Origin of the sequence: Kibdelosporangium banguiense (assembly GCF_017876405.1) — a bacterium.
Lineage (GTDB): Bacteria > Actinomycetota > Actinomycetes > Mycobacteriales > Pseudonocardiaceae > Kibdelosporangium > Kibdelosporangium banguiense.
In genome coordinates, this window is sequence record NZ_JAGINW010000001.1 from 854,287 (window position 1) to 867,283 (window position 12,997).

At 67.7% G+C, this 12,997-nt stretch carries 11 protein-coding genes and 1 tRNA gene; 4 read left to right on the top strand and 8 right to left on the bottom strand.

Going from position 1 to position 12,997, the window contains the following annotated elements; translation table 11 throughout:
• A complete protein-coding gene (locus tag JOF56_RS04025; protein ID WP_209634575.1) occupies window positions 1–1,206 on the bottom strand; it encodes a monooxygenase in 1,206 nt (401 codons plus the stop codon).
• Between the two features lie 310 nt (window positions 1,207–1,516).
• Between JOF56_RS04025 and JOF56_RS04030 the strand changes: the two genes are divergently transcribed.
• The gene (locus JOF56_RS04030) at window positions 1,517–3,604 is read left to right on the top strand and encodes an MMPL family transporter (RefSeq protein WP_209634578.1); all 2,088 of its coding nucleotides are present in this window, start codon (window positions 1,517–1,519) and stop codon (window positions 3,602–3,604) included.
• A gap of 122 nt (window positions 3,605–3,726) precedes the next feature.
• Here the strand turns inward: JOF56_RS04030 and JOF56_RS04035 are convergent, their stop codons facing one another.
• Together JOF56_RS04035 and JOF56_RS04040 are read right to left on the bottom strand one after the other, a co-directional pair.
• Window positions 3,727–5,175, bottom strand: coding sequence for a HAMP domain-containing sensor histidine kinase (locus tag JOF56_RS04035; RefSeq protein WP_209634581.1), 1,449 nt, complete (start codon window positions 5,173–5,175; stop codon window positions 3,727–3,729).
• A complete protein-coding gene (locus tag JOF56_RS04040) occupies window positions 5,172–5,864 on the bottom strand; it encodes a response regulator transcription factor (RefSeq protein WP_307854911.1) in 693 nt (230 codons plus the stop codon). Before JOF56_RS04040 ends, JOF56_RS04035 begins: the two co-directional genes overlap by 4 nt.
• A 625-nt stretch (window positions 5,865–6,489) precedes the next feature.
• On the opposite strand from JOF56_RS04040, the gene JOF56_RS04045 reads away from it, so the two are divergent.
• The gene (locus JOF56_RS04045) at window positions 6,490–6,861 is read left to right on the top strand and encodes an acyl carrier protein (RefSeq protein ID WP_281065638.1); all 372 of its coding nucleotides are present in this window, start codon (window positions 6,490–6,492) and stop codon (window positions 6,859–6,861) included.
• Between the two features lie 220 nt (window positions 6,862–7,081).
• Here JOF56_RS04045 and JOF56_RS04050 read toward each other — a convergent pair whose 3' ends face one another.
• From JOF56_RS04050 to JOF56_RS04065, 4 genes are read right to left on the bottom strand one after another with little or no spacing between them, the layout of a single operon-like run.
• Entirely contained in the window at window positions 7,082–7,426 is a 345-nt protein-coding gene (locus tag JOF56_RS04050; RefSeq protein WP_209634587.1) for a VOC family protein, read from the bottom strand.
• A 25-nt stretch (window positions 7,427–7,451) separates the two neighbouring features.
• On the bottom strand, window positions 7,452–8,663 hold the full coding sequence (locus tag JOF56_RS59970; protein ID WP_209634590.1) for a cytochrome P450: 1,212 nt from the start codon (window positions 8,661–8,663) through the stop codon (window positions 7,452–7,454).
• Window positions 8,660–9,154 (bottom strand): hypothetical protein, encoded by a 495-nt coding sequence (locus JOF56_RS04060; RefSeq protein WP_209634593.1) that lies wholly within the window; start codon window positions 9,152–9,154, stop codon window positions 8,660–8,662. Before JOF56_RS04060 ends, JOF56_RS59970 begins: the two co-directional genes overlap by 4 nt.
• Window positions 9,151–10,638: a phenylacetate--CoA ligase family protein gene (locus tag JOF56_RS04065; protein ID WP_209634596.1), complete on the bottom strand. Its 1,488-nt coding sequence runs from the start codon at window positions 10,636–10,638 to the stop codon at window positions 9,151–9,153. The genes JOF56_RS04060 and JOF56_RS04065 overlap by 4 nt, the downstream gene beginning before the upstream one ends.
• A gap of 368 nt (window positions 10,639–11,006) precedes the next feature.
• Between JOF56_RS04065 and JOF56_RS04070 the strand changes: the two genes are divergently transcribed.
• A complete protein-coding gene (locus tag JOF56_RS04070; protein ID WP_245378138.1) occupies window positions 11,007–11,738 on the top strand; it encodes a sigma-70 family RNA polymerase sigma factor in 732 nt (243 codons plus the stop codon).
• On the top strand, window positions 11,735–12,313 hold the full coding sequence (locus JOF56_RS57635; protein ID WP_245378139.1) for a tyrosine-type recombinase/integrase: 579 nt from the start codon (window positions 11,735–11,737) through the stop codon (window positions 12,311–12,313). Before JOF56_RS04070 ends, JOF56_RS57635 begins: the two co-directional genes overlap by 4 nt.
• 189 nt (window positions 12,314–12,502) lie before the next feature.
• Here JOF56_RS57635 and JOF56_RS04075 read toward each other — a convergent pair.
• A tRNA-Ala gene (locus JOF56_RS04075) sits at window positions 12,503–12,587 on the bottom strand.
• Between the last annotated feature and the right edge of the window lie 410 nt (window positions 12,588–12,997).

Below are 12,997 nucleotides of genomic sequence, written 5' to 3' on the forward strand. Positions count from 1 at the left end.
TCAGGACTTGCGGGGGGAGACCGTCATGATGCCCGTGCACATCTCGTCGCTGGTGCCGTCGCCCCACACCACGTAGCGCGGCGGCAGCTTGCTCAGCTGCGGCAGCAGTTTGCGCAGCCCCGCGTCGTGCGTACACGTCACCCGCAGCGTGTCCCCCGGACCGATCTCCACCGGCGACGGCAGCTTCACCAGCCGCTGGCTGTCGAAGTCGAACTGCGGCACGTCCAGCACGACCTTGGCGTTCGGCGTGCCCGGGTTGAGTTCGACCTTGATGGCCCGCCCGAGCAGGTGCATGTGGCCGAACCCGGCGAACAGCGTCATCGGCGCCTCCACCTTGTGGTCGCAGGTCTGGGTGTCACCGGGCTTCGGCGCGCTCTGGCCGCACTCCTCCAGCTGCTCGTCCGCGGTGCCGCCGACCTCCGGCCCGAACCGCTTCGTCACATCCGCGATCGAGGTCGCCCGGTCACAGAGCGGACCCGACTCGTCGGCGGCGCAGGGCAGGTCGGTCGGCGCGTCGAGCGGCAACGTCTCGAATTCCCGGGTCTGCGGCGTGCCGTCCGTCAGCCGCAGCCGCACCGCCGAGCGGTCCGACCCGGCCGGCTTGCCGTCGGTCGCGAGCAGGTTGTAGTGCATCTGGAGGACGATCAGGCTGCCCGGCTCCAGCTTGAAGCCGACGTCCTGGGTGAACAGCGTCTCCGAGGCGCCCGGCGCCCAGGTGTCCACCCACGCCGCTTCCCCCTCTTCCACTTCGGCGCCGGCCACGCCGGTCCCGCCGAAACACTGCCAGCCGAGGCCGGGGGTCTTCGCGTCCTGCTCGCGCACCGCGGCAACGCCGCCCGGCGGCACCGCGTACACGATGGCGTGGTGCGCGAGGGCGACGTTCTCCGGCGTGACCTGGGTCCCGGTCAGGAACGCCGCCTTGGTCAGGCCCGGATCGATCACCTGGCACCGGTACTCGTCCGTGCCGCCGCCCTCCGGCGGCGCGGGCGTGTAGGCCTCGGCCATCTTCAGGTCGACGAACCGCTCGCCGGCGCGCAGCGGCTGCGGGGGAGCCGATGGCCCGCCCGCATGCGAGTTGTGCGAGCCGGCCGCTGCGGGCGCCGCACTGTTGCCGGCGTTCGACCCGCAGGCGACGACAGCGAACGCCGTCGCCAGCACCATGGCGGCCGCCCCGAACCTCCGAAGTGGACTATCAAGTTTCGTCATAACCTGAACGCTAGGCCCGATTCCGTCCTGTTTCGTCGTACTGCGGTCGTCATTCCCGGGAGGCAGGCGGTACGCCGGTACTACTCTGCTCTGTCCTGATAGGCCGGTACGAACCCTGGTCTGGTTGTCGCTGCCGCCCGAGCACCGGCCTGAGCAGCGCATTAACCATCGTCTCAGATTCGCTCGATACGAAGTAGCCGTCCGACAAGCGATGTAACACGTATGTAGGAGGCCAGTGATGGCAGTCAACGCAGCGCCGTCTGGGGAAGCGCCGCCCGGACGGTTGGCAGGCCGGTGGGTGCCGTGGTTGATGATTGGCTTGTGGGTGGCGCTGGCGGTGGTCATGGGGCCGCTGAGCGGGAATCTGAGTTCGGTCACCACCGACAAGGCCGCGAACACCCTGCCCGCCGGCGCCGAGTCCACCAAGGTCGCGGTGCTGGAGGACAGTCGCCCTGGCGGGGGCGACAACACGTTCGTCTTCGTGTACCACCGCGCCGGCGGCGTGACCGACGCTGACCGCGCCACGATCGAGCGCCACTACAACACCCTTGCCAAGCGGTACCCGCCGAAGGTGGTGGCCCCGGCCGGCGAGGACGACGAGGGCCCGCAGACGAGACCCTCGACCGACGGCAAGGCGATGATGTTCACCCTCGACGTGAGCGAGACCTACGGCGCACCGGAGGCCATCGTCGGCCCGTTGCGTGACGCCACAAAGGACCGCCCCGCCGGCCTGGAACTCGACGTGACCGGCCCGGCCGCAATCGAGGGCGACATGGACGCCATCTACGACGGCATCGACCTGACGGTCCTCCTCACCACTGTCCTCGTCGTCACGCTCCTGCTCATCTTCACCTACCGCAGCCCGGTGTTGTGGCTCATCCCGCTCGTCGCCGTGGGCGCGGCCGCAGTGACCGCGATGGCGACTGTCTACCTGCTCGTCAAAGGCTTCGGCATCGTGGTCAACAGCCAGAACTCGGCGCTGCTGACAATCCTGGTATTCGGCGTCGGCACGGACTACGCGCTGTTGCTCATCTCCCGATATCGGGAAGCATTGCACCACCACGAGAACGTCCGGGTCGCGATGGTCCACGCGCTACGCGGCGCGGCGCCGGCCATCGTCGCGTCCGCGGCCACCGTGATCGCCGGCCTGCTCTGCCTGCTCGTCGCGGACCTGAACAGCACCAGCGGGTTGGGCCCGATCGGCGTGGCCGGTATCGTGTGCGCGCTTGTGGCCATGCTGACGCTGTTCCCGGCGATACTGGTGCTGCTCGGCAGGCGGATCTTCTGGCCGGCCATCCCGCGGTTCAGCACGGCCGTGACGGCCGTGGCGGAGAAGCCAGGGCTGTGGGCACGGCTCGGCGCCGCCATCAGCCGTCGCCGGTGGGTGGCGACGCTCAGCTCGCTCGGAGTCCTGGGCGTTCTCACCATCGGCCTGGCGGGCAACACCAGCGCCCTGCGGGTGCAGGACCAGTTCCTGTCCGCGCCGGAGTCGGTCACCGGCTTCACCGTTCTCCGCCAGCACTTCCCGGAGCTCGGCGGCCAGCCGATGACGATCATGACGAGGCCGGCGTACCAGGAGCGGGTGCTCGACATCGTCAAGGGCACTCCCGGTGTGGCAGAGGCCGTCCCGGGTCAGACCAGCGGTGGCTGGGCCGACATCTCCGTGTTCCCGAAGGACGCGCCGGACACCGTCGCGGAGTACGACACGATCAAGCGGGTGCGCACTGCCGTGCACGCGGTGAGCGGGGCGGAGGCGATGGTCGGCGGGCCGAGCGCGGAGAACCTCGACACCGAGGTGACCACCAGCCGCGACGAGAAGCTGGTGATCCCGCTGGTGCTCATCGTCGTCCTGCTCGTCCTCGGACTACTGCTCCGGGCGATCGTGGCTCCGCTGATCCTGATGGCCACCGTGATCGTCTCATTCGCGGCGGCCTTCGGCGGCAGCGTGTTCGTCTTCGAAACGATCCTCGGGTTCAAGGGTATCGACAATTCGGTGCCACTGCTGGCGTTCCTGTTCCTGGTGGCGCTCGGCGTCGACTACAACATCTTCCTGGCCAGCCGGGCCCGGGAGGAGACCGTGCGTCTGGGCACCAGAGAGGGCATGCTCAAAGCCCTCTCGGCCACCGGTGGCGTCATCACCTCGGCAGGCCTGGTCCTGGCGGCCACGTTCGCGGTCCTCGCCACGCTTCCGATGGTGATGCTGGTCGAGGTCGGGTTCCTGGTCGCCTTCGGCGTGCTGCTCGACGCCCTGCTGGTGCGGTCGATCCTGGTGCCCGCCCTCACCTTGCTGATCGGCCGGCGGATGTGGTGGCCGAGCCGGCTGTCCCGACCGGTGGGGCTGCCGGACGGTCAACGGCCGCTCGTGGACGATGATGAGGAGCTTGCGCTGCAGCGGTGAGCGCGGCACAGACGAGATCCGGGACGGGCCCCAGGCCCGTCCCGGATCTTTTTCATGGGCCCGAAGGCCGCCGTCCCTTGTCCTGCGCCGTCCCTTGTCCTGCGCCGTGCCGCCGGGGCGGGTCAGCGCATCGCGGTGTCCTCCCCGGCACTGAACCACGCGATCGGGGTGGGCGGGGCCGCGGCAAGGTCGACCCGAAGCAGCGCGCCACCGCGTGCGGACCGGGCGACGGTGGCCCGGCCGCCGTGGGCGTCGACGACCCGCTGCACGATCGACAGCCCCAGACCGGATCCCGGCAACGCCCGGGCGCTGTCGGCACGGTAGAACCGGTCGAACACCCGCGGTACGTCGGCGGCGTCGATGCCCGGCCCGGCGTCGTCGACCTCGAGCACCGCCGACGCGCCCTCGGCACGGAGCCGGACCTGGACCGGCTGGTCCGCGGGGGACCACTTGCCAGCGTTGTCGATGAGGTTGAGCACCGCCCGCTGGAGCGCAGCGGGACGCCCGCTCACCCACACGGAGGTCACGTCGAGCGCGATCTCGATGTCGGGCATCCGGGAACGCGCCCGGGTCGCGGCGGCCACCACCACGTCGGCGAAGTCGAGCAGCTCGGTGCTCTCGTCGCTGACGTCACCACGCGCCAGGTCGGTCAGCTCGGCGGCAAGGGTGCTCAACTCGGCCACCTGGGCGCCGAGATCGTGGAGCAGCCGTGTCCGGCTCTCCGCCGGCAGTGCGCTGTCCAGGGTGCCGCGCCGATCGAGCCGGATCAGCAGCTCGGCGTTGAGGCGCAGGCTGGTGAGCGGGGTCTTGAGCTCGTGGGCGGCGTCCTCGGCGAGCAGCCGCTGGGCCTGCCGGGAGTCCCGGAGCGCGGCGAGCATGTCGTTGATCGACTGGATCAGCCGCCGGATCTCCCCGCCGCCCTCATCCGGGATGTCGGCGTCGAGATCCCGGGTGTGCGCGACACGTACCGCGGCGGCGGTCAGCCGGTCGATCGGTGCCAGCCCGGTCCGCGCCACGGCCCGCCCGACAAGGGCGCCGCCGACTACGCAGAGCAGCCCGATCAGCAGCATGCCGAACCCGAACTCGTTGATCGGGCTGTCGTCGGTGGCGCGGGCCACCTGGACCGCGCCGTCGCCCGCCCGCAGCGTGTAGATGGCGTAGCCGTCCTCGTCGCTGTCCTTCGACTCCATCAGGTCGGCCGACGCGCCCTGCGCCACGCGCCCGGCGGGCTCGCTGACGGGGGGCAGCGCGGGTTGGCCGGCCGGTGTCCGGGTCGAGCCGTCGGGCAGGATGACCCGCACCAGCCGACCGGATCCGGGATACGGCGGTAGCTGGAGCTGCGCCAGACCGGCGCGCTGCGCGTTCGTCGCCAGGACGCGGGAGTCGGCGCGTAGCTGATCATCGGCGGTGTCCTGCAGCTCCCAGGCCAGTAGCTCGATGGACACCTGGAAGGCCACGAACAAGCTGACCGCGATGGCCGTCGCCGCGATCACCGTCATCCTGGTCCGCAGGGACCGCCGGCGCCACCATCGGGTCAGCCGGCGCGGTTCCCGGCCGGCGGGCCTGCTCACGGAGGAGTCTCCCGCAACGTGTATCCCAGGCCGCGCCGCGTGTAGATCAATCGCGGCTCACCCTCGGCCTCCATCTTGCGGCGCAGGTAACTCACGTATACCTGGAGGTTGTTGGCGGTGGTGCTCATGTCGTAGCCCCAGATCGCCTCGAACAGCACGTCGCGGGTCAAGACCCGGGTCGCGTTACTCACCAGGACCTGCAGCAAGGAGAACTCGGTCCGGGTCAGGCGCAGCGGCCGCCCGCCACGCCACGCCTCGAACCTGTCAGGATCGAGCCGGACGTCGGCGAACGACAGGATCTGCGAGTCCTCGTCGGCCGGCGCCCGCCGCCGCAGCAGGGCCCGCACCCGGGCCAGCAACTCCTCGGTGGCGAACGGCTTGGGCAGGTAGTCGTCGGCGCCCGCGTCCAGCCCCGCGACCCGGTCGGAGACCTGGTCACGAGCGGTCAGCATCAGCACCGGCAGATCCCGGCCCGCGGCCCGCAACCGCCGGCAAGTCTCCACCCCGCCGAGGCGGGGCATCATCACGTCGAGGATCAGCAGATCCAGCGTGTCACCGTCGGGCCCGCCGACCCCGTCGAGCACGGCGAGACCGTTGGCGACGGTGCTGGTGTCGTAACCCTCGACCTGGAGCACCCGCTCCAGCGACTCACGGATGGCCGCCTCGTCATCCGCGATCATGATCCGCACGCCGGCCCGCCCCCTTCCAGTCGACGCTTTTGCCGCTCATTCTCCCCGATCAACCTGAAGCCAGGATTAAAGCGTCGCCGCTGTGGTGCCCGCGGGCCGTGCTCTTACGGATGCCCAAGCTTGAGTTTCAAGGTCCGGGTGCTCTGTGGGCACCTGGCTGATGATCGCCGCCCACACCCAACTTCGACTGGCCCGCCACCTCGTGGAAGACCTCCCACGCCGATGGGAACGACATGCAGCCGCACCCACCCGGATGTCACCAACCCGAGTCCGACGAGGATTTCGCCGAGTTCGACCGACAACCGCCTCGCCCACCAACGCGCCAAAACCCTCGCCACGGACCCGAACCCGACACCCTGACCACACATCTACCCCATGCCGGTATCCGCGAACGTCACAGGCGATACCAAAGATTTCCGTCCAATACCCACCTGACCAGGCGAAACACCTTGATCAAATAGGCCTTGAAGGGTTGTGGAGCTGAGGGGATTCGAACCCCTGACCCCCACACTGTCAGCGTCGTTCGGGTAAGACCGCTGACCAGCAGCTTCCCGGCGCCAGCCGGTCCGCGAATCCTTGCCGGCGAGCAAGAATATGTGGCACCGGCGACCGCACCGAACATGTCCTGGCCAACGCCCTCGCCGAGGCACTGCGAGTGGACCGGATCTCGGTGACGGCGCACTTCTTCGACGACTACGGCGCGGACTCGTTGCTGCTGGCGGGATTCTGCGCCCGGGTGCGGGAGAATGCCGGTCTCGCACCGCTTTTGATGCGGGACGTGTATCTGCACCCCACGATCCGAAGCCTCGCCGAGTTGTCGTGGTCCACATCCACGCCCGCCGTCGCGACTGCGCGGGCGGAGCCACCGCGCCCGGCCGGCAATCTCCAGTACGTCCTGTGTGGACTTTTCCAGCCGGCGGCCACGTCAAGCCTTCACCCCGGCCACCACTCGCGAAAGCGGCCAGTTACTGGCATCCCCGCACGTCGGCACGAGTGAATGAGTTCTGCCCCAAGGAAAAGAGGTGAGCGTGGCAGCCCCTTCGACCGGTGGCGTGCGTAAGTGTCGCAGCGATCCTGTCTCCCACAGCACCAGACGCTGTCGCGGGCACGGATCTGTCAGCCTCGGCCAGCCAGCAGGTTCATGTCCCGAACATCCTGTCGAACGATGTGCCGACGTTCGACACGTCGAAGCCGACGGCCCGGCTCCGCCACCCGCGTCATCGCAGCTGGATGTATTCGAAGACGGAACCGTCCGGATGCCTGGCCACCAGCCGTTCCCCGTTGGGTCCGGCCGACGGCCCTTCGATGATCTCCCCGCCGGCCAGCTCGATCTCCCGGACAACAGGTGCGACATCGAACACGAGGATGGTCGCGGCCCGATTGGTGTAGCCCTCAGCACCCTCCGCCTCCAGCAACAGGAAAGGGCCGACACTGGCCAGTTTCACAGGCCCGTGACCGAACTTCTGCACCTGCTCGGCGCCGGAAAGCGCTTGGTAGAGCGGTATGGCCTTGTCCAGGTCGTCCACCACGACCCTCGCCAATACCTTCGCGATGTTCGGCACTGTTGCTCCTGTCATCGTGAGCGCGCTACCAGGTGACCGGCAGCGAATGGACGCCATAGGTCACGTTGGACCGGCGGTAGGACACCTCGTCGAAGCCGATCGCCAGCTTCAGCGACGGGAACCTCTTCAGCAGGGCGGGAAACGCCACGTGCATCTCCATCCTGGCAAGAGGCAGGCCCACGCAGTGATGGATGCCGTATCCATAGGCGAGGTGGGTCCGTGGCGGCCGGTCGAAGTCCAGCTCGTCCGGCCGGACGAACCTGTCCGGGTCGCGGTTCGCCGAAGGCAGCGACACGAGCACCTGCTCGCCACGGCGGATCAGCGTCCCGTTCACCAGCACGTCGGCGGTGGCCGTGCGTATCTCACCGTGGTGCGGGATACACACGTACCGGACCAGTTCGTCCACTGCGGACTGAACGATCGCCGGATCATCGCGGAGTCGTGCGAGCTGCACCGGGTTGCGCAGCAGGGCCAACGTGCCGATACCGAGCATGTTGGCAGTGGTCTCGTGGCCGGCGACCAGCAGCAGGTTGCCGATCCCCACGAGCTCTTCGTCGGTCACCTTCGCGCCATACCGCCGAATCACTCTCCCCAGCAGGTTGTCGCCGGGGTCGGCCCTGGTTGCCGCCACATGAGCGCGCATCCCGGCGCGCAGGGCGTCCCGAGCCGGGATCAGGGTCTCGAGGCTGGACATGACGTCGGTCATGATCTTGGTGAGGGCGGCGAAGTCGAAGCCGTCCGCGTCAAGGCCAAGCAGTTCGCAGATGAGCATCGAGGGCACGGGGAGGGCGAACAAGTCGACCAGGTCGACCGGCGGTCCGGCGGCGGCCATCGCGTCGAGCCGCTCCTCGACGATTTCGGTGAATCTCGGCCGCAGGGCGCGGATGCGCTGTTCGGTGAACTCGCCCGCGATCATGTGCCGGAGCCGGGTGTGCTCCGGCGGGTCGCACTCGATGAACGTCCCCGGCTGCTGCGATCGCAGCTCGTCGGCCAACGTCCGGTCCTCCGGCTTCGGCAGCACGATCCCCAGCGGAGTCAGCTCACTGCTGAACCGGGCGTCGCCGAGCACTTGGCGTGCGTCGTCGAACCGGGTGATGAGCCAGACCTCGTCGCCGCCGTTGATCGACACCCGGGACACCGGCCGCGTAGTGCGGAGCTCGGCGAATTCGGGATCCGGGTCGAATGGGCATCCCGCTGCACGCCGGTACGGCAGCGGCAGGGTGTCGGCCGCGGTCACGGGAGGTCCTTCCCGGGTTCGGCTTCGGGCACCTGCACGGTCCAGTGGCAGCTGCGCTCGCCCAACTCGTGCTCGACCGCGACGCCGAGCTTGTCCGCCGTCCGGTGATGCAGATCGACGCAGTATTCACACGGGCGCCGCAGGGTCAGCTCGACTCCCTGTGCCTGCGCGCGCTCGCGATAGTCATAAATGCCGCAGCGGCGGACGGCGAGTGACGTGCTGTGCGGCTCGTCGGTCCGGACCGTGTCGGAGCCGTAGACGTCGAGCATGGTGGCCAGCCCGGTCAGCAGATCACGCGCGCGGTCGGCCGGGTCTTCGATGCGTTTGAGCATGGCCGAGGAGTTGATGGTGGCCACCCTGTCGGTCCACGCGGGCAGCCCGTCGGCGCCGAGGTACTTCTCGATCGCCGCCTGAGTCCGGAAGTAGACGCCGAGGACGAACTGGGCTTTCTCCGCATCCGTCATGGCGGGTTCGGGATCGGGAGAGCTCATCGGACTCCTTCTGTCAGGTGGGACGCGGGGCGCAAACCGGTGGTGGCTTCGATCTCGGCGAGCGAAACGCGGACGACCTCCGCGATGGGCGGAGGAAGCCGGTCGGTCATCGCGGGGTCGTCCAGATCGACCAGTCGTGAGAGTTTCCAGCCGAGGTACGAACCGAGGGAAGCCAGTGGCGGCAGCGACGGGACTGTTCGTACGGAAAGGTTGTGGCCGTCGAACAGGGTGGCCAGACGCCGTCGTACCGCGTCGAGGCCGGGCGCCTCCGGTTCGCGATCGGTGGTGAGCAGGCATACGACATCGGGGCCACGAAGTACGAGCATGTAGTTCAGGACGGTGAAGTCCCCCACGTCGGACCTGTTTTCGGCCCACAACACCGATTCCACGTCCTCCTGGCGGACGCCGTCGCCGCCGAGGCGCATGACGTCGTGTGCGCGCCCCAGCGTCCGCACCACCGGAAGCGCCATCCCGCACGGGCAGGGGGTTCCGCTCACCTCGACCAGGTCACCGGTCTGGTAGCGCAGCAGGGGACGTGCGCGCAGGTCGAGACAGGTGACCACCAGTTCGCCGTCGTCCTGACCGCCGTCGAGCGGCCGGATCCCCCGGGAGTCGGCCAGCTCGAACAGGTAGCTCTGCACCTGGAGGTGCAACCTGCCCTGCTCACAGGTGGCCGCCGTCGTGCCCGTCTCCGACGAGCCAAAGCTGCCAACGAAGGCTTTCGCTCCGGTCAGCCGCTCCAAATGCCGCAGCAGCGACGGGCCGGCCTGCTCTGCCATGAGCAGCAGCCGGCGGAATCGGGGCAAGGGCTCTCCGTGCCGGTACGCGAAATGCAGCATCTCCAGCAGACGCGAAGGAGAACCCACATATGTGCTGATCGAGAGTTCACGCACCAGCCGCAGGATGCGGGTGTAGTCGCCGGTGACGTTGTCGACCCATAAGCGAACCGAGAGCACGCCCAGGTACTCCATCACCTTTTCGAACTGGTACCCGGCCGGCGCGAAGGGGCCGTTGATCAGGATCAGTGCGGAGTCCGTCGGGGTGAGCACCCGCCCCCACATCTCGCCGATGTTGATCGTGTTCACGGCGAGGTCGTCCACTGCCCTGGGCGCGGCTACCGGGTCGCCAGTGGTTCCCGAGGATTCGTAGTAGTGCAGGAACTCACCCATCGGGCGGGTGAACACCGCACGTGAGTCGGACCGGAACTCCGCCCGGCTGAGGACAGCGAGCTCGGCCAACATCTTCTCGACAAAGGCTTCCGGCTCGTCCGCTCGCGCCCGCACGACAGTCTCCTCGTCGCGCCAACCGGCGAGCACACTCCCGAACTGCCGGGAATCCGCAGCGGCGACAAGCGTTCGAATGAGTTTGTCCGCGTGTAAGGCGGGAAGATCCTCTTCGCCGGCGTGGGCACGGCGGACGGCAGCGATCTGACGGTCCACGAAATCTGCGTAGCCGGCGCGTACTTCCCCGTCTCTGAACAGCAAGCGAACTCCATTTATTATCGACGGAAACGTGCAGTCCATTGTCGATTTCTCAAGACATTCAGCTTTGTTCACACCATTGTCGAGCACTGCGGAACGTCAAAGGTGAACAATTCCACTTGTGAGGACCGGAACTCTATCGGCAGCCGCGGCCACGGCGTGCCAGGAGAGACCGGCAAACGACTCGAAGTGCCCGTTTGCCTAGCCAGACTTGCCCGTTTGGACATCGTCGCGACTGGACGTCGGGGGCGCAAATCGCCCCTGGCGGCGTCTCCGAAACCCCCAAAGAGAACCAGTATCCGCTGCGCCCCCGCGCCACCATCAGAAACAATTCGATCAGCCTCACCGGCGCGGATGGTTAACTTCGGACCATGCTGGTGGGTGCACACGCGGTCGCGGTGTTCGAGGGGTCCAGGGCGCGGTTGGAGGCAATCGCGTACCGCCTGTTGGGGTCGGCGAACGATGCCGAGGACGTGGTGCAGGACACGTTCCTGCGCTGGCAGTCCGCCGACCGGGAGCTCATCGAGACGCCCGAGGCATGGCTGACGAAGGTGCTCACCAACATCTGCCTCAACCAGCTCACCTCGACGCGGGCCAGGCGGGAGACCTACGTGGGCCAGTGGCTGCCCGAGCCGGTCTTCGCCGGGGACCGGATGCTCGGTCCGTCCGACACCGTCGAGCAGCGTGAATCGGTCTCGATCGCGATGCTCACGCTGATGGAGCGGCTCTCGGCCAAAGAACGCGTCGCATACGTGCTGCGCGAGGCGTTCGGTTACTCGCACAGCGAGATCGCCGAGGTGCTTGAGCTCACCGAGGCCAACTGCCAGCAGGTCTACCGGCGCGCCAAGCAACACCTGGCCACCGACCGGCGCCGGGTGCAGGTCGACGCGACCGCGGCCCGCAAGATCGTCGAGGAGTTCGTCGCCGCGGCACTCAGCGGCAGGACCGACTCACTGGTGCGGATGCTGACCGACGACGCGATCCACGTGGGTGACGGTGGCGGTGTGGTCTTCTCGCTGCCTGAGCCGATCACCGGTGCGGTGCCGGGTGGCGAGGTTTCCTGCGCGGGCTGTTCGAGCCCAGCGCGGCCAAGTGGGCGATGATCGGCGGCCGGCCCGTCCTGTTCGCCGCGGTCACCATCGACCTACGCACCGGCACTCTGCACGAAAGCGCCCACAGCCGCTGGCTCGGCGCACCCAAAACCGCGTCCTCCGCCCGGGTCATCACCCTGCCGCCATTCCTCATCGGATTGCTCCGCCAGCATCTCCAGCGGCACGACAACGAGTTCATCTTCACAACCAAGACCGGAAAATGGTTGTGGCGCAGCACCTTCATCCGCCGCGTCCGCCAACCCGCGGTCAACGGCAACGAAACCATGCCACACAGACGTATCCGGACCGTCCCCATCAGACCGGGACTGACCTTCCACGGACTACGGCACAGCCACAAAACCTGGCTCATCGCCGGCGGGGCACCCGAAATCGCCCAAGCACGACGCCTCGGCCACCACCTCACCAACCGCGTCACCGAGGTCTACTCCCACGTCGCCACCGAAGTCGAACTCCGACTCCTCAACGACCTCCAACACCGCTGGCACACCGCCACCCTCAATGTCCGGGCCCATCCGGCCCCGTCAGAACCCGCAAACCGACGCCTCTCCGGACCACTCGCGGCATGACCACAACGCGCTGACCCCCACACCAACGGACACCCCACCAACCCACACAACGGCCACCGACCTGGAGCAGACTGCTCCAGAACCACAAACAGGGCCACCACAACACGATCAAGAGAAGATCATCCACAAAACACAAAGAACCCGCCTGACCAGCATCAACAGCCAGTTCAGACGGGTTCTAAAAGGGAGTGGAGCTGAGGGGATTCGAACCCCTGACCCCCACACTGCCAGCGTCGTTCGGGTAAGACCGCTGACCAGTAGCTTTACAGAATCCGCAGAAAAACACGATTCTATTCGCTGAAATTGAGAGTAGTTGAGTACAGTTCAGACCCCTTTGAACTCTCCAAGTTTTCTCCACGTACAGCAGTGTGAGAAACGCCCGAAGCTCTGTAACTCACCGCTCGACGCCTCGTCCCCCCACCAATGGGGTGCTGCCGATCGCCTAGTTCGACCTCAACGCCCGGCGGCGACAGCGGAAGATCGATGCCGACCTGGGCACACCGGTGACCGTCGAACGCCATGTGTGGCCGCCGTTACGGACCTGGGCCGCCCAACACGTCCTCATACGCGACCGCGCCACGCCAGCGGACGTGCTGGCCCGTGCGCGTGCGCTGCCGGTCCGAGACGGCGCGGCCGTGGTAACGGGAGCGGTACACGCCGCGAACGAACTGGCTCCGGAACAGG

What these genes read in the sequence shown, in the direction of transcription:
- JOF56_RS04070 (WP_245378138.1), top strand. Translation starts at nt 11,007, where the DNA reads ATGCTGGTGGGTGCACACGCGGTCGCGGTGTTCGAGGGGTCCAGGGCG.
- JOF56_RS04060 (WP_209634593.1), bottom strand. Translation starts at nt 9,154, where the DNA reads ATGAGCTCTCCCGATCCCGAACCCGCCATGACGGATGCGGAGAAAGCC.
- JOF56_RS57635 (WP_245378139.1), top strand. Translation starts at nt 11,735, where the DNA reads ATGATCGGCGGCCGGCCCGTCCTGTTCGCCGCGGTCACCATCGACCTA.
- JOF56_RS04025 (WP_209634575.1), bottom strand. Translation starts at nt 1,206, where the DNA reads ATGACGAAACTTGATAGTCCACTTCGGAGGTTCGGGGCGGCCGCCATG.
- JOF56_RS04030 (WP_209634578.1), top strand. Translation starts at nt 1,517, where the DNA reads ATGATTGGCTTGTGGGTGGCGCTGGCGGTGGTCATGGGGCCGCTGAGC.